Consider the following 18124-nt stretch of genomic DNA (forward strand, 5'->3'; position numbering starts at 1 on the left):
CCGGACCGGAACCTCGACGAGGAGTTCGGTATACCGCGATCCCCGATGTCGCGGCCTGTCGATCATCCAGCCAAACTGCGCAGGTAAACTGGACAATCTGGGCTGTCGATCCTAGGCTGGGAGTCATGAGTGATGATCGTGGGCTGTCGCCTTCAGCCGTCCGCGCCTCGCAGTCGGTCCGAGGAGTCATCGGGCGCCTGCGCCGCCGTATCCGCGCCGCCGGGAGCACCGAGGACCTCAGCCTCACCCAGGCGTCGGTGCTGGCCCGCCTGACGGACGACCAGGGGCTCACGACCAGCGATCTCGCGGTCTCCGAGGGGATGCGCCACCAGTCGATGGCGTCCACGGTCGGCGCCCTGGCGGTCCGGGGCCTGGTGGAACGACGCCGCGACCCCGGTGACGGTCGGCGCCTGCTGATCGCGCTCACCGACGAGGGGCGCCGACGGGCCGAGGCGGGCAGACAGGCGCGCGGCGAGTGGCTCGCCGCCGAACTGCAGATGAAGTGCACCGAGGAGGAGCGCCGGACCGTGATAGAGGCGATGGCCGTACTGGAGCGTCTCGTCAGTGACTGAGCAGCGCACCGCCGCCCCCGGCGACACCAGGAAGGCAGGCTTCGACCGCCGGCTCCTCCCCCCGATGATGCTGGGGTCGGTCCTGAATCCGATCAACTCCACCATCATCGCCGTGGCGCTCGTCCCCATCGGCGTGGCGTTCGGGGCGCCGGCCTCGCAGACCGCCTGGCTGGTCTCGGCCCTCTATCTGGCCACCGCCCTCGGTCAGCCGATCGTCGGCCGCCTCATCGACATCTTCGGCCCCCGTCGCCTCTTCCTCCTCAGCACCGGCCTCGTCGGCATCGCCGGCGTCGTGGGCACCCTCTCCCCGAACCTCGGCGTCCTCATCGCCGCACGGGTCCTGCTCGGCTTCGGCACCTGCGCCGGATACCCCGCCGCCATGGCCCTGGTGCGCAGCGAGGCCGAGCGAACCGGACAGGACAGTCCCGCGGGCGTCCTGACCACGCTGGCGGTCACCAACCAGACCATCGCCGTGGTCGGGCCGCTGCTGGGCGGCCTGCTGATCGGACTGGGCGGCTGGCGCTCCACGTTCGCCCTCAACATCCCCCTCGCCGTGGTCGCCGTCGTGCTCGGCCGGCTGCGGCTCCCCAAGCAGCCGCACACCCGGGCGGCCGGGCGTGGCGACCTGGCCTCGCGGGTCGACCTGCCGGGGATGGGCCTGTTCGCGGCCATGCTCTTCTCGCTGCTGCTGTTCCTGATGAACCTGCGTTCCGGCGACTGGTACCTGCCGGTGATCACCGTCGCCGCCGCCGTCGGCTTCACGCTGCGGGAGCTGCGCGCGAAGACACCGTTCATCGACCTCCGCGTCCTCGGCGGCAACGCCCCGCTGCTGGCCACCTACGGGCGCGCCCTGGTGGCCTACATCGTGTCGTACGCCTTCCTCTATGGGTTCACCCAGTGGACGGAGGAGAGTTACGGACTCTCGCCGTTCCACGCCGGACTGGTGCAGATCCCGATGTTCCTCGTGGGGATAGGTGTCTCCGTGACCGTCGGCCGGCGCAGCGGGGTCCTCGGCAAGCTCCTGCTCGGGGGCGTCGGCCAGATCGCCGCGTGCGCGCTGATGCTGACCCTCACCCCGGCGAGCCCGATCTGGGCGCTGGTCCTGCTCGCGGTCGTCTTCGGCGTGCCGCAGGGGTCCAACAGTCTGGCCCTGCAGAACTCCGTCTACTTCCAGGCCGACCCCGAGCGCACCGGCTCCTCCGCCGGACTGCTGCGCACCTTCGCCTACATGGGGTCGATGATCGCGTCCTCGGCCACCGCCGCGTCCTTCGGGGAGCGTGCCAGTACCGAGGGAATGCACCACCTCGCCTGGTTCATGCTCGGCGCGGGCGTGCTGTATCTGCTCATCACCGTCGTCGACCGGAGCCTGCGCCGGGTCTCGGTCGACCGGGACGGTTCTTCGTCCTCCCCGGCGTCCTCGTAGCGACGCACGGCCTGCCCCCGCGGGAGTTCGCTCCGGCACGCGCCGTGGAGTTCCTTGATGCGGAGGCCGTGCAGAGCGCGGTCGGCGCCTCCGCGGGCGACGTGGCCCGGGAGGGCGTGGTCATCGCGGCCGGGAAATACCGCCGTTGGGCCGTCGACCACCCCGAGCGGTTCCACCTCCTGTACGGGACGCCGCTGCGCTACTACGCGGCACCCGCCGAGGGAACGCCCAGGCGGGCGGCGCGCCGGACGAGCGCCGTCTTCGGGCGGCAGTTGTTCGCCGGCTTCTCCGCGGCGCGGCTCGCCGCCGCCGACACCGGCGGCCTCTCCGCCTCGGCTCCGGCCCACCTGGACGGGTTGGCCCCGATCGGCCGGGACGAACTGCCGCCTCCCGCGACCGCCCTCGTCCTGAGCGCGTGGAGCCACATGCAGGGCCAGGTCGTCCTGGAGGTCTTCGGGCACACCGCGATCCTCGGCGACCACCGGGCCGAGATCTTCCGGATGGCCATGCGGAACCTGGTCCAGCACATCCGCGACCGGATCCCGGCCACCCTGTCGACGAGCGGAGACGGCACGGGGGAAGCCACGCTTCCGGGTCAGTGCGGCCCTTCGGGCGCCCCCCAGGGCTGTTCGAGGGTCGCCTTCAGGGCTGCGACGGCGTCCTCGCCGATGCGGGCGGCGAGTGTGCGCTCCAGCTGTCCGACCATGGCTTCCGCCCGTTCGTGCACGGTCCGGCCCTTGGCCGTCCGCAGGATCAGCCGCCGGCGCGCGGACTCGGGGTCCGGGTTCTGTTCGAGCAGGCCGACCGCGATGAGGCTGTGGACCGCTTGGTGCGCCGTCTGCCGCGTGACACCCATGCGCCGGGCCAGCTCTGCCACCGTCGTGCCCTGCTCGTCGAGGACCGCGAAGACATTCAGCTGGGTCGCGGTGACGGGGTCCACGTCCTCGGCCTCCAGTGCCGCGAGCAGTCCCTCGTCGAACCACCGACGCGCGGCGCCCAGCAACTGCGGCAGGTTCCGGCCTCCGGCACCCATACGTTCCTCGTCTCCCCGCGGGCCACGGCACGGGTCTTGCACCGCCCGGACCGGCATGTCAGGCTACCTCACATTCATGTCAGGCACCCTGACATCGACTGCCGGTTCCGAGGAGATCGCATGACCTTCGAGTACGCCACCCGATACCGCCCGGCCTCGCACATCCCGCCGGAACCGGGAAAGCCGTACTTCATCGAGAAGGGCATGGGCGACCGGGCCCACCTCTTCACCGACCTGTTCACCGTGTACGCCGGCGGCGAGCAGACGGAGAACACCTTCAACTTCTTCACGTGCGAGGGCCCCAAGGGCGACATCATCCCGGCCCACATGCACGCCGACACGTACGAGGTGTTCTTCGTGACGGACGGGGCGGTGCGGCTCTACGTCGAGGAGCCGAACGGGACGCAGCACACGAAACTGCTCACCAGCGGGGACTTCGGCTTCGTCCCCAAGAACTGCCCCCACGCCTACCGCATCGAGCGCAACGGCAGCCGCATCGTCGGCGTCGCCTCGGGGCCCTCGGGCACCTTCGAGCGCTTCTTCGAGAACCTGGGCACGCCCACGGAGTCGCTCGGACTCCCCCAGGACCCCTGCGTCCCCGAGCCGCGGAAGTTCGGCACCGTGCCCCAGCAGTACGACGTCCGGTTCCTGCCCCAGCACCAGTGGCAGGTCTGATGCCCGCGCCGGACCTCCGCTCGGTGATCGCGGCGCCGCACCCCGACGTCGCGCCGCTCCCGCCATCGGCACCGGTCGGCGACGGGGTACGGCTGTACCGCGGCGTCGCCTACGCCGAGGTGCCCGGAGCCCGCCCCCTCGAACTCGACCTGTGGCTCCCGGAGGGTCCGGGGCCGCATCCGCTGGTCCTCCTCGTCCATGGCGGCGCCTGGCGCAGGGGGCATCGCGGGGACATGGGCCACCGCTTGCGTTCCTGGGAGCCGAGCCCGTTCGCCCGCATCGCCGCCTCGGGGTGCGCGGTCGCCTCGGTCGACTACCGGCTCAGCGGCGAGGCCGCCTTCCCGGCCCAACTCGACGACCTGCGCGGCGCTTTCCGCTGGCTGTCGGCACGCTCCGGCGAACTAGCCCTCGACACCGCGAGGACGGTGGTGTGGGGCGAGTCCGCCGGTGGCCACCTCGCCGCGCTGCTCGCCCTGGCGGACGGCATGCGGGGAATCGTCGGTGCCGTCGTCTGGTACGCGCCGACCGACCTCGGCCCGGACGCGGACAACCCGGACAGTCCGGAGGCGCTGCTGCTCGAGGGCGCCCCCTCCGAGGTTCCGGACCGCGCCGCCCTCGCAAGCCCGCTCCACCAGGTCCGTCCGGGAGCACCCCCCTTCTTCCTCGCGCACGGGGAGAGCGACTCCATGGTCGGCGCCGAGCACGCGACGCGACTGGCCGCCCGGCTCGCGGAGGTGGGGACGCCGGTCGAGCTGCGACTGGTGCCGGGTGCCGACCACGTCTGGTACGGCCTCGCCGAGAGCCAGGTCGAGGAGGTGTTCACCGCCTCGCTCCGCTGGGCCCGCGAACGAGCCGGCTGCTGAACGACGCCGCCCATGGGGCCGGAGGCACGCGGTGGACCGCACGGGAGGCACGGAATGCGGACCGCGCCGGAGCTATGGAGTGCGGACCGCATCGGGGATGAGCCACCTCAACAGGCCCATTTCCGGTGCCTGTCGACCTGTCGCCGCGGCCGCGCCGAGCCTCAGGACGGCGCGCTGCCGCAGCGACAGGTCGGCTGTGCCGCCGACGGCCGTCCCGAGCCCCGCCCGGTGAAGGTTCCGCGCCGCGCGTGAAGAGATCCGCGCATGATCCGGCGCCCAGCGGCAAGGTGAACCGGAACCGGCCGGAGCGATGGCTGAGGAGGCATCAACAAGCCTACCCAGCAGCCGCGTTGGCGTCGAATTCGGTCAAAGGGGTCGCGATCCGGAGGCCATGTCGCAGTGATAGCATTCCCGCGTCTTCGACCTTGATCAACTCGGCTCGCGTGGTGGTCCGAGGTCGGCCTGCTCTTCGTGTAACAGCGGTCATGCAGTTAGCGGATGTGTCGCGGGTCCTTTCGGGGTGTATCTGGTGATGCCTGCATGCCACGCACCAGGAAAGGTTTCCATGAATAAAGACACGCTCATATGGTGTCTGGCTGCGGCAGCGGTGGTCGCCGTCGGCGCAGCCGTGGTCCTCGTCATCCGCAACAAGGCCCTGGGGGCCAGGAGGAAGCAGGTCGAGGCGGCGCTCACCGCGCAGTTGAGCGAGTCCGAGGGCAAACTCGGCCACTCGCGCGCCGAGTTGCAGAAGTTCAGCGACGAACAGGCCGCCGTCATCCAGGAGGCCGAGCGGTCGGCCGAGGAGAGCACCAAGGCCGTCCTCAAGGGCGCGGCCCGCTTCCTGCAGAGTCTCGCCGCCGAGCAGACGACGCTCCTCGACGGCATCCAGCGCAAGTACGGCGGACACGCGGTCCTCTCCGACCTGCTGGACGTCAACCACGCCAACGCGCAGATGGCCCGCAAGGCCCAGGGCATCGCGGTCATGTGCGGCGCGCCGCTCGGCCGCCGCAACCAGCCCGCCAGCGTGTACGACGTCGTGCGCAGCGCGCAGGGACAGATCCGCAACTTCCACCGCGTCCAGATCATGCAGCAGAGCGGCATCGCGCTGAAGGCGTCCGCGGTGGCGCCCGTCGCCCTCGCGGTGGCCGAGCTGCTTGACAACGCTGCCAGCTTCTCGCAGCACGACGCGCCGATCGAGGTGACGTTCCAGCGGGTCCAGAGCAACCTGTGCATCGTCATCGACGACGCCGGCGTGAGCATGAGCGACGAGGACCGGCAGAAGGCGACGACGCTGCTGTCCGGCGAATCCGTCCCGCGCCTGTCGGAGCTGGGCACCCAGCCGAAGTTCGGCTTCCCGGTGGTCGGCCTGATCGCCCGTCAGTACGGCTTCAAGGTGGACGTCACCGGGGTCTCCCGGTACGGCGGCGTCCGGGCCGTCGTCCTGCTGCCCGAGGAGTTGTGGACCGTGGAGGAGACCCCGCCGACCCCGAAGGAGGCTCCCGTCACGAGGATCCGCCGGGTCGAGAGCCGCGAGGAGCAGCAGCCCGCGACGCGCACGCTGCACGGTCTGCCGAAGCGGGCCGACCGTCAGGAGCCCGTCGCGAGCCTCACCGACGAGACGGACACCCCGGCGGCGCGGACGCCCCGCAGGACCGCCCGCGGCTCCGGCGGTCTCGGCGCCCTCCAGCGTGGCACGCTCTCCGGCCGCGACCTCGCAGTTCCCTCGCCCGAAGGGTCCGAAGACGCATGACCACAGACATGTCGTGGATGGTCCGGGACATCGTGGACAACGTTCCCCGGGCACGGCACGCGGTGGTGCTGTCCGCGGACGGCATCCCCCGCGGGTCCACGGACGGCCTGACTCCCAAGGACGTCAGGACCATCTCCGCCGCCATGGCCGGCATGCAGTCGCTGAGCCGGGCCACCGCGCACTTCGCCGGACCGGCCGACGAGCGGCGGTGGAACCAGACGGTCATCGAGTTCTCCCACGGGTGGATCTTCCTGATCGGCGCGGGGCAGGGCGCCTACCTGGCCGCGGCCGCGGAACCCGACGTCGACCTGCAGCAGATCTCGTTCCGTATGCACCGGCTCGTCGCCCGGCTGGGCGACAACCTGACCTCGCCGCCCCGGGTGACCGCCGGTGACGCCCGGCGCGACGAGGCCGCGGGACCGCGGGAGGAGGCCGGCGCGTCGGGGTTCGTGCTCGCCGGGCTGGACCAGGCCATCGCCGACGTGCCGGGCGCCCGGCACGCCGTACTCCTCGGATCGGACGGGCTCCCGCGGGGCGCGACCTCCGGGATGAGCAAGGACCTCGCGGACACGATCTCCGCGGCCATGACGGGCATTCACGCCTACAGCCGGGTCACCTCGCAGTTCGCGGGCGGCCTGGAGGACGCCGAGTGGCGTCAGACGGTCATCGAGTTCCAGCACGGCTGGATCTTCCTGATCGCGGCCGGTGACGGCGCGTTCCTCGCCGCGTCGGCCGATCACGACTGCGACATCGAAGAGTTCACCGCACGTCTCGAGGACGCCGTTCCCACACTGCTCGCGAACCGGGCACCCCAGGGAGAGAGGGCCGACGATGCATGACGGACCGGACGACGAACTGGAACTGACGGCGCCCTTAGTCCCCCTGTTCGTGATCACGGGCGGACGCGAGCTTCCCGCGGACCACGAGTACGAGCACACCACCCTGGTCACCGCCCACGAGGACGCGCCCGGCGCTGCACCCGTGCTGTCCCCCGAGGCACGCAAGGTGCTGGACCTCGTCGCGGACGGGTTCCTGTCCGTGGCCGAGGTGTCGGGCCACACGCACCTGCCGATCGGCATCGTGCGCATCCTGCTGGCGCAGTTGGAGGAGAACGGCCTCATCCTCGTGAGGAAGCCCGTGCCCCGCGCCGAGCGTGTCGACCGCGAACTGCTCAGCGCCGTGCTCGACGGCCTGCGAACCCGATTCGGAGCGTGACTCGTGTATCTGGATCCAGCCGTCTCCAACTCCGTGAAGATACTCATCGTCGGGCACTTCGGGGTGGGCAAGACCACCTGCATCGGCAGCATCTCCGAGATCGAGCCGCTGCAGACCGAGGAAGAGATCACCGAGGCGAGCGAGGGCTTCGACGACCTGTCGGGGACCCCGGACAAGACGACCACCACGGTCGCCATGGACTTCGGCCGGCTCACCCTCAGCGAGGAGCTCGTCCTCTACCTCTTCGGGACCCCCGGACAGGAACGCTTCAAGGAGATGTGGGAGGAACTGTCCCGGGGTGCGCTGGGCGCCCTGGTACTGGTCGACCCCACGCGGCTCCACGAGAGTTTCGCCGTCCTGGACCTGGTCGAGCGGTTCGGGCTGACGTACGCCGTCGGCGTCAACCGCTTCGACAACACACCGGACTACCCGCTCGACGAAGTACGCGAGGCCCTCAACCTCTCCGAGGCGACTCCCATCGTGCACTGCGACGTCCGTGACGAGCAGTCCTCCGCGCAGGCGCTCATCGCCCTCGTCACCCACCTCATGACAGTCCTCGGCTAGGAGACACGCAATGCAGCAGCCCTTCAACGCGCCGGGCATACCGCCTGGTTGCCCCGCACACGGGAACGTCCAGCTGTTCGGCCCGGAGTTCGGCTCCGATCCCGAGGCCCACTACGCGGAGCTGCGCGCGGCCGGCCCCAGCGCGCCCGTCGACATCGCCCCGGGTGTCGAGGTCGAGCTGGTCACCAGTTACGACGCGAGCCTGTACATCCTGCAGAACCCGGCCTGGTTCGTCCGCGACTCGCGTCGCTGGAACGCGCTCAACGAGGGGCGGGTCCCGGCGGACAGCCCGGCGCTGCCGATGATGGGCTACCGGCCCAACGCCCTGTTCAGCGACGGCGCCGCGCACGCCCGGCTCCGGCAGGCCGTCACCGACAGTCTGGCCACCGTCAACGAACTCCAGCTCATCCGGCAGGTGCAGCAGTCCGCCGACTACCTCATCAGCCGGTTCAGCACCGAACTCCGCGGCCAGGCCGAGCTGATGGCGGACTACGCCCAGCCGCTCCCGCTCCTGGTCTTCAGCGACCTGTTCGGCTGTCCCCCCGAGATCGGCGACCGTGTCATCGTCGGGATCAGCGGCATCTTCGAGGGCACACCCGGCGCGGACGAGGTGCTGGGCGGAGCGCTCGCCGAGCTGATCGCCCTCAAGCACCGGCAGCCCGGCGAGGACCTGACGACCCGTCTGATGAAGCACCCCGCGGGTCTGACCGACGAGGAGGTCCTGCACCAGCTCGTCACCCTGCTCTCCGGCGGCACCGCACCGCTCGCGGCCGCCATCGGGACCAGCAGCGCGCTGTACCTCGGCGAGGAGTGGCAGGCCGGCCTGCCCATCGAGGACGCCGTCGTCCAGACCCTGTGGAACTACGCGCCGATCGCCAACTACGCGGCCCACTACCCGACGCAGGACGTCGAGCTGGGCGGCAGGACGCTCCGCGCCAACGACCCCGTGCTCATCTCCTTCGCGGCCGCCAACACCGACCCGAAGCTCACCGAGCACCGCGAGCAGCTGAGCGGCAAGGCGCATCTCGCCTTCGGCGCGGGACCCCATGCCTGTCCCGCCAAGGACCCGGCGTTCATGATCGCGGTCACGGCCGTGGAGTCGCTGCTCAACCGGCTCCCCGACGTCGAGCTGCGTGTCCCCTTCAAGGACCTCTCCTGGGTGCCCGCGCCCTGGAGCCGCTCCCTGGTGACCGTCCCGATCCGCTTCAGCCCACGCCAGGTCCCCTCGGCCGCGGCCCAGCGGGCCCACTCCCTGCCCGCCCAGGCGGCGCAGACGTCCGCGTCGGCCCAGCAGGCCTCCGGCGCCCCCGCGGCCCGTCCTGCCGCGCACGCAGCGCCGCAGCACAAGGGCGGACTCTTCAGCCGCTTCCTGGCGTGGACGCGAGGCGAGTGACGTAGGTAACCCTAAGAGACCAGAGTGTTATTGGATGCTTCAATCACCCCGCGGGTATGCATGGCGGCGTTTGCTCAGAAAGGAGCCGCCACCGTGGGGATTGCCACGACACCGTCCACCGACCGCCGGACAGCCGTCGCTCTCTTCTCCCGCCTGCGGACAGCAGAGGGCCAAGCCGATCCCTTTTCGATCTACACAGAACTCCGGTCGAGGGGGGCGGTGAGCCCCGCGCCCTGGGGAGGTTTCCTCGTCACCGGTTTCGCCACCTGCGACCGGATCCTGCGCAGCTCCGACTGGCTGGAACCGGACAGGAACTGGCGCGAGCGCCAGGGACCGCGCACCCGCTGGAGCGCCTCCTCCTCACGCGAGATAGGCCGCACCCTGCCGGCGCTCAACCCGCCGGAACACACCAGGGTGCGGCGCGCGGCAGGCAGCTTCGACCGCGGGACCATCGAGCAGATCGGGCGCACGGTGAGCCGGGTGACCGACTCGCTCATCGACACCCTCGAAGAGCGACTGCGCCACGGGGAGGCGGACTTCGCCGCCCTGGTCAGCGAGGAACTGCCGATCGCCGCCATCGGCGACTGGCTTCGGCTGCCGCCCGCGGACTGGCCTCGCCTGCGCGCTTTGACCCACGACCAGGTCTTCACCCAGGAACTGCTGCCCTCCGCGAGCCAGTTGGCGCAGTCCGACGCCGCCATGGCCGAACTGCGCTCCTATCTCACGGAAGTGGTGCGCCACCGGCGCCGCCATCCGGGCGAGGACCCCGTGTCCCGGTGGATCACCACCTGGGACGGCATGGAACCGGACCAGGAGAAGGCGGACGAGGCCGTCTATCTGCTGGTCCTGTTCATCCTGCTGGCCGCGCTGGAGACCACCTCCACGCTGCTGTCCACCATGACGTTCCTGCTCCTCGAACATCCTGAACGGTGGGACATGGTCGCCGCGGACCCCGGCATCGTGCCCGCGTTCGTGGAGGAGGCCCTGCGCTACGACTCACCCACGCACGTGATCAGCAGGGTCGCGGCACAGGACTGTGTCCTGGACGGTGTCGAGATCCACGCGAACGACATGGTCCATCTGATGGTGGGAGCGGCCCACCGGGACCCGGCCAAGCACCCCGACCCCGACCGCTTCGACCCCCTGCGCAAACCGGCCCACCTCGCCTTCAGCGGAGGCATCCACTACTGCCTCGGCGCCCCGCTGGCCCGCCTGGAGGCCCAGACCCTTCTCCGCCAACTCGTCGGACGACTGCCACGTCTCACCCTCGTGCGGCGCCCGCAGAGGGCACCCCGTGTCGCCTTCCGTCGTCTGCTGAACCTGGACGTCGCCCTCGCATGAACGACATACTTCCCGCTCTTCCGGAGCACTCCCCCGGCTCCATCGGCACCGTGCAGGACGGACCCGTCCTGCACGTGCGCCTCAACCCCTCGCACCGGGACGACACGCTGGGCGTCGCCGTCCTCGACGATCTGACGGCCCTCCTCGACGAGTTGCACGACCGGCCGGACGTGCGCGTCGTGGTCCTCTCCTCCCTGGGCGAGGACTTCTGTCTGGGAGCCGACCGCACGGAGTACCTGGCCGCGCTCGACGCGGACCCGACCGGCGCCACCATGCGCAGGATCGCGGACAAGGCCCAACGACTGTGCCGGGCGCTGGAGAACACCCACGCCGTCACCGTCGCCCGGCTGCACGGCAAGGTCGTCGGAGCGGGTCTCGCCCTCGCGGCGTACTGCGATCTGCGCGTCGGCGCCGACACCTGTAGGTTCCGGATGCCGGAGGTGGGCCTCGGCCTGCCCCCGGCCTGGGGAGGGGCCATGGGGCGGCTCGTGTCCGAGGCCGGTGTCGCGAGGATCCGCGAACTCATGCTCACCTGCGAGGTGTTCGACGCGTCCACCGCCCACCGGCTCGGGCTGCTCCACAAGATCGCCCCGGTCGACGAGCTGGACCGGACCGTCGCCGCCTGGACCAGGCCGCTCGTCCGACGGTCCCCCGAGAGTCTGGTCCTGACGAAGCGCATGCTCACCGGTTTCTCGCAGGCGTCCCGCACCTCCGACGTCTCCCTGCTCGACGCCCACCTCCTGACCGCCCACCTCGCCCGGCCACAGGGCCGCGACCTGACGGCTCTCTGAGCCGCACACCCCGCCTGTGCGGAACCGGACCTCCGCACAGGCAACTCGCCCACGAACCGCGGGGCGGGTTCTCTCTCCCCCCCCGGCGATCAGGCGGCGTAGCCGTCTCGGCATGCGTGATCCGGCCGGAGCTGGTTCGCTGGAGAGCGGGGCGTTTCACGCATGCACGAGGGAGATGCCATGAGCACCTATCGAGTCGCGGAGGTCCGGACCGCGAACGGTCCGTTCGAGATCGCCGAACGGGAGGTGCCCAAGCCGGGCCCAGGACACGTACGCGTGCGCGTCGAGGCCTGCGGGATCTGCCACAGCGACGCCTTCTTCGTCAGCGCCGGGCTGCCGGGCGTGACCTTCCCGCTCGTCGCCGGCCATGAGATCGCCGGGCGCATCGAGGAGATCGGCGAGGGCGTCCACGAGGGCTGGACGGCGGGCGAGCGTGTCGGCGTGGGCTGGTTCGGCGGAAGCTGCCTCCACTGCAGGCCCTGCCGTCAGGGCGACTTCATCGTCTGCGAGAACCTCAAGGTTCCCGGCTGGAGTTACGACGGCGGGTTCGCCGAGTCCGTGATCGTGCCGCAGGACGCGCTGGCGCGGATCCCGGACGGCCTGTCCTTCACGGAGGCGGCGCCTCTCGGCTGCGCGGGCGTGACCGTCTACAACAGCCTGCGGCGCAGCTCGGCCCGCCCCGGTGACCTGGTCGCCGTCCTCGGACTCGGCGGTCTCGGGCATCTGGGGGTCCAGTACGCGGTCGCCATGGGCTTCGAGACCGTGGTCGTCGCGCGCGGCGGCGCCAAGGCGGAACTGGCCGAACAGCTCGGGGCGCACCACTACATCGACAGCACCGCCGGTTCGCCCTCCGAGGCGTTGCAGGCGCTCGGCGGTGCCAAGGCCGTGCTGGCCACCGCCGCGAGTTCCCAGGCGACCTCGGCCGTCATCGACGGACTGCTGCCCCGCGGCGAACTCATCGTGGTGGGCGCGGACATGTCGTCCCTGGACGTCACTCCCACCCAACTCCTCATTCCGGGCAGGGTCGTTCGCGGTCATCCGTCCGGTACGTCGCAGGACGTCGAGGACGCGATGGGGTTCAGCGCGCTCTTCGGGATCCGGCCGATGATCGAGACCGTGCCGCTGGACGGAGTGGGTGACGCCTATCAGCGGATGCTGTCCGGTGACGCCCGGTTCCGCATGGTGCTGACCATGTCCTGAGGGACGGGACGATCGTGTCCGACGGTCCACTCCGCTCCCGGCGGCGGGCCGCGCACCGGTAGCCTTCGGCCTCATGATGCGCGCCTGGTTCCTGCCCCTGCTGTTGGTGCTCGCCGGCTCGCTGGCGGCGACCGGGTCGGCCCTGCGCGGGAGTCCCGGGCTCGGGGTCGTCCTCCTGCTGCTCTGCGTGCTGCTCGGGGGCGTGCACTCGCCTCTGGCCTTCCCCCGGTCGGTCGGTGCCCTCGAAGCCCAGCGCCGGAGCGCGGTCGACGGCCGGCCGGTCGTCTTCTGGCGGGCGGGATGCTCGTACTGCCTGCGGCTGCGCATGCGGCTGGGCCGTGACTCCCGTCAGGTCCACTGGGTGGACATCTGGCGCGATCCCGCGGGCGCGGAGGTGGTGCGGGCGGCCAACGACGGCAACGAGACCGTTCCCACGGTCCTCGTCGCGGGCCGCCCTCACGTCAACCCGGCCCCGGAGTGGGTGCGCGCGCAGATCACCTCCGCACCGCGCTAGGCGCCGCGAGGACGACCGATCGCGGTGAACGGCCCTCCTCGGCCGGGTCCGTGCCGGTCGCGCACTCACTCCTCCCGTAGGTTGAGGACCAGGTCGCGCGGCAGGCCGTGCGTGTCGTGCAGGTAGTGGAAGTCCTCGTCCCTCAGCGGGCCCAGGAAGCGGGGGCGGGCCAGGAGTTGCCGGCCGCGCTCCATGAGACGGCCGAACCGGCGTTCCTCGTCCAGCAGGATCTGCCGGACCTCGCCGGGATCCACGTCCTGACGGAAGTGATCGAGGGTGTGGAGCAGCAGTTCGTCCGGCAGGTCGCCGAGCGTGCGGGACGGTTCGTCCCGCCACAGAGTGGTGAGCACGCGGCGCACGAGGCGGCGCAGTACGTAGCCCTGGCCCGTGGCGGACGGGCGCACGCCGTCGCCGACGACCACGACGGACGAGCGCAGGTGGTCGACGACCAGCCGGAGCGAGGGTTCCTCCAGCGGCCACAGCGACGGCACGAGGCGGCGCCAGGGTTCGAAGACGTCGCAGTCGAAGACGGACGACTTGCCCTGGAGCAGGCAGGCGAGCCGTTCCAGGCCGAGTCCGGTGTCGACGCTGCGTTGGGGAAGCGGCACGAGGGATCCGTCCTCGAGCCGGCGATGGCGCATCATCACGTGGTTCCACACCTCGACCCAGCGGTCGTCACCGGTGGGCGTCGAGCGGGGAGGGCTGTCCCCGCTCCACAGGAAGATCTCCGAGTCGGGGCCGCACGGCCCGACCGGCCCGTTGGACCACCAGTTGTCCTCGACGGTGAGTTCCACGGGGACTCCGCGTTCCTGCCACAGCCCGAGGGAGTCCGTGTCCGGCCCGCTCTGCTCGTCACCGGCGAAGACGGTGACGTACAGCAGGCTCGGGTCGATCCCCAGCCCCTCGGTGAGCAGCCGGTGTCCCCAGTCGAGGCTCTGCGGCCCCTCGTAGTCGCCGAGCGACCAGGAGCCGAGCATCTCGAAGACCGTCAGGTGGGTGTCGTCGCCGACCTCCTCCAGGTCCGTGGTCCGCAGACAGCGCTGCACGTTGACCAGTCGTCTGCCGAGCGGATGGGGCCGGCCCAGGAGATACGGGGTGAGGGGGTGCATGCCCGAGGTGGTGAACAGCACCGGGTCGCCGCTCGGCGGCAGGAGTGTCGAGCCGGTGACGCGGCGATGACCGCGCTCCTCGAAGTACTCGACGAAGGTGCGGACGATCTGCTCCGTTTGCATGACGGGGTCTCCTTGGCAGCGATGCGGGGAGGCACCGGACAACGGGTCCGCCGGGACGACACCGGGGCAGGAGAGCCTGAACGCCACGGAACCACCGACGGGCCGTTTCCGGTCGCCGGTGGAAGGGGGAAGGTCAGACGGCGGCAACCGGTGAGCTGGTCGCTCGCGCGGTTGCGGTGCTGGTGCGGCCGGTGACGTTCATGGGCCGACGGTAACGGACCCGAGGGCAGGTCGGCACGCGGATTTCCCGCCGTGCGCCTCGCCACCCGGCTCGCGTCGCTCCCCTCTTCACGGCGCCCGGGGCGGACGGACGCTGGTCGCGGCGAGGCCGACACCGGCGGCGACGGTGCAGGCCGCCGCCAGGCCCGCCAGGGGGACCGCCCAGTGACCCGCGAAGCTGGCGGCGAGGACGAGCACCGCTCCTGCCGCCGGGTCCGGAGCGTCGCACCGGTGCTGCGTTCTCCATATTTCCTATCGATTTACTAGGAATATATTGACGGCCCGCCCGTCGACTGCGCAGGATGATGTACATGCCCTCTATGCAGCTACGACTCGTACGTCGTCGGCATATCGACTTCGGCCGCGTCACCGGCGCCGGCTGCTGTCGCGCCTAGGGCACCGCTCCCGACTTACGCGCTCGGCCGCGCCCCAGGTCCGAACGGACCACGACGCGGCCTCGGCTCTCGCGCGCACCCCTGATGCAGCGCCTTCGCGCAGCGATTCCGCCCCGGGTCCCCGAGCGGGACGCATGCCGTCCCTCTCCCCCGTTCGACGTCCCCAGCGGGACGGTCCTGTCGGCCGGGCGAAGGATCGCCACCGCAGGGAGCGGCGTGGGCCGCGCGCACGCATCACCCGACCCGCATGAGCCCCATCACCACATCGTGACGCCGAACTTGAGGAGACCATCGCCATGGGCCCCGCCACCGCGCCGTCCGGAGCCGAGCCGGAGTCCGACGGAACCGGGCCCGGTCGCGCCCACTGGCTGCACGTCGCCCGCGAGACGGCCGACGACCTGGCCACGGACGCGGTGGCGAGGGAGCACGCCGGGAAGATCCCGTTCGACGAGGTGTCCCGCCTGCGCGAGTCGGGGCTGCTGGCGCTGCTCGTGCCGGCGGAGGCCGGGGGCGGGGGCGAGGACTGGTCCACGGCCTACGCCGTGGTCCGGGAGATCGCCGCAGCCGACGGCGCGATCGGTCAACTGCTCGGCTGTCACTACTTCCTGTCCTGGAGCGCCCGGCATTTCTCCCAGTCCGCCGCCGTCACCCCGCAGCCCCAGCCGCACCGCAGAACCGCGGCACAGCACAAGTCGGCCGACGAGCAGGCGTGTTGGGCGGGCGGGTTCGCCCGACAGGAACCGTCGCCGACCCTGACGCGGAAGGGTGGCCACTACGTTCTCAACGGCCGGCAGCGGTACGCCAGCGGTGTCCTCGTGGCCGACCGGCTGGCCGTGCGGGCGGAGCGGGCCGACACGGGCGAACCCCTCGCCGTCGCCGTCGACCCCGCCCATCACGGTGTGCGGATCGACGCCGACGCCGACACCTTCGGCCAGCGGCTCGCCGCCGGAGGCAGTGTGGAGTTCGACAGCGTTCCCGTCCCCGTCCGCGACGTACTCGGCTCACTGTCCGCGGACGAGGACGTCCTGTCGCCCCTGACGGCCCTTTCCTCCCCGGTCGGACGTCTGGTCTCCGTCCAGCTCCTGCTCGGCATGGCCGAGGGTGTGCTCGCCGAGGCGCGCGAGTACAGCAGAGCGGGCCACTCCGTCTGGCACCCCGCCTGGCCGGTCGGCTCGCCGCAGGACCCGCACGTGTTGACGGTCGTCGGGGAACTCACCGTCCTCGTACGCTCCGCGTCCGCGCTGGCCGCCCAGGCGCTGGACGCCGTGCACGTCGGCCTGGCGCGCGGGGAGGACCTCACCTACGACGAGTGCGCGGAGATCTCCGCGCTGGTGGCCATGGCCGAGGCCGCCGCCTCCAGGGCGGCGCAGGAGTCCACCGCCCGCGCCCTCGACATCGTCGGCCCCCGCGCGACCTCCGCACGCCTCGGCTTCGACCGCTTCTGGCGCAACGCCCGCACCCACACGCTGCACGAACCGGTCGCCCACCGGGTCCGCGACGTCGGCGACTACTTCCTGAACGGCGCCCACCCGCCGTTCGCCCTGCCCTTCTGACCGAGAAACTCCGTGGCACCGCCCGACCGGCGGGCCGGCACGGCGACGACCAGGACCGCGGGGACAACCCCCGAGGTCATACGGGATAATGCACCCATGCGGATTTCAGCCAGGGCGGACTACGCGATCCGTGCCGCGCTCCAGCTCACCGCGTCCCGGGACGGCGGCCCGATCAAGGCCGAGGCCATCGCGGACGCCCAGGACATCCCGCACAAGTTCCTCGAAGGCATCCTGAACGACATGCGCCGAGGCGGCCTCGTGCTGAGCCGGCGCGGCGGCAACGGCGGCTACCGGCTGGCCAGGGCGGCGGAGTCCATCACCATCGCCGACGTCATCCGTACGGTGGACGGCCCCCTGGTCTCCGTGCGCGGGGTCCGCCCGCCGGAGCTGACCTACACGGGCCCTGCCGAGTCGCTGCTGCCCCTGTGGATCGCGCTGCGTTCCAACGTGCGCGAGATCCTGGAGGGCGTGTCCCTCGCCGACGTCGCCTCGGCCCAACTGCCCGCCAGTGTCTCGGCGTTGACCACGGCACCGGACGCCTGGGTCAATCCCTGAGCCGACAGGGCGTACAGGTCGCACGGACGGTGCGGGGCCGGGCTCAGCGGGCACGAGCGGTGACCGGCCGACGGGTGATCGTTCGCGCAGATGTGCTCGTGGAGACGCGCCCGAACCGCGACCTATCGTGGGGACACGTCTGAGGCACCGTCAGACAGGGGCGCCGTCTGCGTCCGTGGGACGGTCGCGGCGGGCGGTTCGTGGTTCGGTCCGGCGTCGAAGGAGGCCGCTCATGGCCAGTGCGTTTCAGGAGCGAAAGCTCAGAGGGATGTTCGCCGCGTTCGACGCGGACGGCGACGGTTACCTGCGCGAGGACGACTTCACGGCACTCGTCGGCCGTTGGAGCCGCCTGCCGGGAGTGGAGCCCGGGACCCAGTTGCGTACGCGGGTGGAAACACTGCTGATGGGCTGGTGGGCGGCCCTGCTGCAAGCCGGTGACGCCAACGGGGACGGCACGGTCGACATGAGCGAACTGCTGGCCCTCGTCGACCAGTTGCCCGCGATGGCCGACGCCGTCACCGCGACCGCCGACACGGTCTTCGACGCCGTCGACACCAACGGGGACGGCCGGATCACGCCGGAGGAGCACCGTCGTCTCGTCGAGACCTGGAACGGGCTGCCCGTCGACATGACAGGCGTCTTCGAACTCCTCGACTTGAATGGCGACGGGCACCTCAGCCGCGAGGAGTTCGCGTCGCTCTGGCGCCAGTTCTGGATCAGCGACGACCCGAAGGAACCGGGCAACTGGCTCTGCGGCCGCATCCCGGCCTGACCCCGGCACCCGTCGCCGCACCGGTCGCACCCGGAGCCCCTCGGCCGGACGGCCGTGGGGCTCC

19 protein-coding genes and 1 pseudogene are annotated in these 18124 nt (G+C 71.2%); 17 read left to right on the forward strand and 3 right to left on the reverse strand.

Going from position 1 to position 18124, the window contains the following annotated elements; translation table 11 throughout:
- Window positions 1–125 precede the first annotated feature (125 nt).
- The 3 genes and pseudogenes from B0675_RS28195 to B0675_RS42235 form a co-directional block, all read left to right on the forward strand.
- The gene (locus B0675_RS28195; protein WP_081222417.1) at window positions 126–572 is read left to right on the forward strand and encodes a MarR family transcriptional regulator; all 447 of its coding nucleotides are present in this window, start codon (window positions 126–128) and stop codon (window positions 570–572) included.
- 64 nt (window positions 573–636) lie between these two features.
- Entirely contained in the window at window positions 637–1995 is a 1359-nt protein-coding gene (locus B0675_RS28200) for an MFS transporter (protein WP_107482930.1), read from the forward strand.
- Between the two features lie 116 nt (window positions 1996–2111).
- A pseudogene (locus B0675_RS42235) lies at window positions 2112–2450 on the forward strand (TetR-like C-terminal domain-containing protein); the annotation flags it as partial.
- Window positions 2451–2590: 140 nt separating this feature from the next.
- On the opposite strand, the gene B0675_RS28210 reads toward B0675_RS42235, so the two are convergent.
- The gene (locus B0675_RS28210) at window positions 2591–3028 is read right to left on the reverse strand and encodes a MarR family winged helix-turn-helix transcriptional regulator (protein WP_081222420.1); all 438 of its coding nucleotides are present in this window, start codon (window positions 3026–3028) and stop codon (window positions 2591–2593) included.
- A 120-nt stretch (window positions 3029–3148) separates the two neighbouring features.
- On the opposite strand from B0675_RS28210, the gene B0675_RS28215 reads away from it, so the two are divergent.
- The 11 genes from B0675_RS28215 to B0675_RS28265 all read left to right on the forward strand — a co-directional run bounded on the left by B0675_RS28215 (window position 3149) and on the right by B0675_RS28265 (window position 13334).
- Window positions 3149–3703, forward strand: a complete 555-nt coding sequence (locus tag B0675_RS28215; RefSeq protein ID WP_081222421.1) for a quercetin 2,3-dioxygenase — start codon at window positions 3149–3151, stop codon at window positions 3701–3703.
- Entirely contained in the window at window positions 3703–4566 is an 864-nt protein-coding gene (locus tag B0675_RS28220) for an alpha/beta hydrolase (protein ID WP_081222422.1), read from the forward strand. Before B0675_RS28215 ends, B0675_RS28220 begins: the two co-directional genes overlap by 1 nt.
- A 565-nt stretch (window positions 4567–5131) precedes the next feature.
- The gene (locus tag B0675_RS28225) at window positions 5132–6316 is read left to right on the forward strand and encodes an ATP-binding protein (RefSeq protein ID WP_241540040.1); all 1185 of its coding nucleotides are present in this window, start codon (window positions 5132–5134) and stop codon (window positions 6314–6316) included.
- A complete protein-coding gene (locus B0675_RS28230) occupies window positions 6313–7155 on the forward strand; it encodes a roadblock/LC7 domain-containing protein (RefSeq protein WP_241540041.1) in 843 nt (280 codons plus the stop codon). Before B0675_RS28225 ends, B0675_RS28230 begins: the two co-directional genes overlap by 4 nt.
- On the forward strand, window positions 7148–7531 hold the full coding sequence (locus B0675_RS28235) for a DUF742 domain-containing protein (RefSeq protein ID WP_081222423.1): 384 nt from the start codon (window positions 7148–7150) through the stop codon (window positions 7529–7531). Before B0675_RS28230 ends, B0675_RS28235 begins: the two co-directional genes overlap by 8 nt.
- Before the next feature lie 3 nt (window positions 7532–7534).
- Window positions 7535–8095: an ATP/GTP-binding protein gene (locus tag B0675_RS28240; protein ID WP_081222424.1), complete on the forward strand. Its 561-nt coding sequence runs from the start codon at window positions 7535–7537 to the stop codon at window positions 8093–8095.
- Window positions 8096–8105: 10 nt separating this feature from the next.
- Window positions 8106–9488: a cytochrome P450 gene (locus tag B0675_RS28245; RefSeq protein WP_081222425.1), complete on the forward strand. Its 1383-nt coding sequence runs from the start codon at window positions 8106–8108 to the stop codon at window positions 9486–9488.
- A 93-nt stretch (window positions 9489–9581) separates the two neighbouring features.
- Window positions 9582–10829, forward strand: a complete 1248-nt coding sequence (locus B0675_RS28250; RefSeq protein WP_081222426.1) for a cytochrome P450 — start codon at window positions 9582–9584, stop codon at window positions 10827–10829.
- On the forward strand, window positions 10826–11620 hold the full coding sequence (locus B0675_RS28255) for an enoyl-CoA hydratase/isomerase family protein (protein WP_081222427.1): 795 nt from the start codon (window positions 10826–10828) through the stop codon (window positions 11618–11620). The genes B0675_RS28250 and B0675_RS28255 overlap by 4 nt, the downstream gene beginning before the upstream one ends.
- Window positions 11621–11800: 180 nt before the next feature.
- The gene (locus tag B0675_RS28260) at window positions 11801–12820 is read left to right on the forward strand and encodes an alcohol dehydrogenase catalytic domain-containing protein (protein ID WP_081222428.1); all 1020 of its coding nucleotides are present in this window, start codon (window positions 11801–11803) and stop codon (window positions 12818–12820) included.
- Between the two features lie 73 nt (window positions 12821–12893).
- On the forward strand, window positions 12894–13334 hold the full coding sequence (locus B0675_RS28265; RefSeq protein WP_081222429.1) for a glutaredoxin domain-containing protein: 441 nt from the start codon (window positions 12894–12896) through the stop codon (window positions 13332–13334).
- A gap of 65 nt (window positions 13335–13399) precedes the next feature.
- On the opposite strand, the gene B0675_RS28270 is transcribed toward B0675_RS28265, so the two are convergent.
- Window positions 13400–14566 carry an alanine--tRNA ligase-related protein gene (locus tag B0675_RS28270; RefSeq protein ID WP_081222430.1) on the reverse strand — a complete coding sequence of 389 codons (1167 nt, stop codon included), beginning with the start codon at window positions 14564–14566 and terminating at the stop codon, window positions 13400–13402.
- Between the two features lie 288 nt (window positions 14567–14854).
- On the reverse strand, window positions 14855–14983 hold the full coding sequence (locus B0675_RS42470) for a hypothetical protein (RefSeq protein ID WP_277625261.1): 129 nt from the start codon (window positions 14981–14983) through the stop codon (window positions 14855–14857).
- A gap of 493 nt (window positions 14984–15476) precedes the next feature.
- On the opposite strand from B0675_RS42470, the gene B0675_RS28275 reads away from it, so the two are divergent.
- The 3 genes from B0675_RS28275 (at window position 15477) to B0675_RS28285 (ending at window position 18060) form a co-directional block, all read left to right on the forward strand.
- Window positions 15477–16733: an acyl-CoA dehydrogenase family protein gene (locus B0675_RS28275; RefSeq protein WP_081222431.1), complete on the forward strand. Its 1257-nt coding sequence runs from the start codon at window positions 15477–15479 to the stop codon at window positions 16731–16733.
- A 96-nt stretch (window positions 16734–16829) separates the two neighbouring features.
- On the forward strand, window positions 16830–17288 hold the full coding sequence (locus B0675_RS28280) for an Rrf2 family transcriptional regulator (RefSeq protein WP_081222432.1): 459 nt from the start codon (window positions 16830–16832) through the stop codon (window positions 17286–17288).
- A 232-nt stretch (window positions 17289–17520) separates the two neighbouring features.
- Window positions 17521–18060, forward strand: coding sequence for an EF-hand domain-containing protein (locus B0675_RS28285; RefSeq protein ID WP_081222433.1), 540 nt, complete (start codon window positions 17521–17523; stop codon window positions 18058–18060).
- Window positions 18061–18124 lie beyond the last annotated feature (64 nt).

The organism is Streptomyces sp. M41(2017), assembly GCF_002078175.1.
Taxonomy (GTDB): Bacteria; Actinomycetota; Actinomycetes; order Streptomycetales; family Streptomycetaceae; genus Streptomyces.

Excerpts from the sequence above, each read along its gene's own strand:
- B0675_RS28220 (WP_081222422.1), top strand. The coding sequence starts at position 3,703 with ATGCCCGCGCCGGACCTCCGCTCGGTGATCGCGGCGCCGCACCCCGAC.
- B0675_RS28195 (WP_081222417.1), top strand. The coding sequence starts at position 126 with ATGAGTGATGATCGTGGGCTGTCGCCTTCAGCCGTCCGCGCCTCGCAG.
- B0675_RS28275 (WP_081222431.1), top strand. The coding sequence starts at position 15,477 with ATGGGCCCCGCCACCGCGCCGTCCGGAGCCGAGCCGGAGTCCGACGGA.
- B0675_RS28255 (WP_081222427.1), top strand. The coding sequence starts at position 10,826 with ATGAACGACATACTTCCCGCTCTTCCGGAGCACTCCCCCGGCTCCATC.
- B0675_RS28280 (WP_081222432.1), top strand. The coding sequence starts at position 16,830 with ATGCGGATTTCAGCCAGGGCGGACTACGCGATCCGTGCCGCGCTCCAG.
- B0675_RS28265 (WP_081222429.1), top strand. The coding sequence starts at position 12,894 with ATGATGCGCGCCTGGTTCCTGCCCCTGCTGTTGGTGCTCGCCGGCTCG.
- B0675_RS28215 (WP_081222421.1), top strand. The coding sequence starts at position 3,149 with ATGACCTTCGAGTACGCCACCCGATACCGCCCGGCCTCGCACATCCCG.
- B0675_RS28245 (WP_081222425.1), top strand. The coding sequence starts at position 8,106 with ATGCAGCAGCCCTTCAACGCGCCGGGCATACCGCCTGGTTGCCCCGCA.
- B0675_RS28200 (WP_107482930.1), top strand. The coding sequence starts at position 637 with ATGATGCTGGGGTCGGTCCTGAATCCGATCAACTCCACCATCATCGCC.
- B0675_RS28210 (WP_081222420.1), bottom strand. The coding sequence starts at position 3,028 with ATGGGTGCCGGAGGCCGGAACCTGCCGCAGTTGCTGGGCGCCGCGCGT.
- B0675_RS28270 (WP_081222430.1), bottom strand. The coding sequence starts at position 14,566 with ATGCAAACGGAGCAGATCGTCCGCACCTTCGTCGAGTACTTCGAGGAG.
- B0675_RS28235 (WP_081222423.1), top strand. The coding sequence starts at position 7,148 with ATGCATGACGGACCGGACGACGAACTGGAACTGACGGCGCCCTTAGTC.
- B0675_RS28285 (WP_081222433.1), top strand. The coding sequence starts at position 17,521 with ATGGCCAGTGCGTTTCAGGAGCGAAAGCTCAGAGGGATGTTCGCCGCG.
- B0675_RS28225 (WP_241540040.1), top strand. The coding sequence starts at position 5,132 with ATGAATAAAGACACGCTCATATGGTGTCTGGCTGCGGCAGCGGTGGTC.
- B0675_RS28260 (WP_081222428.1), top strand. The coding sequence starts at position 11,801 with ATGAGCACCTATCGAGTCGCGGAGGTCCGGACCGCGAACGGTCCGTTC.
- B0675_RS28230 (WP_241540041.1), top strand. The coding sequence starts at position 6,313 with ATGACCACAGACATGTCGTGGATGGTCCGGGACATCGTGGACAACGTT.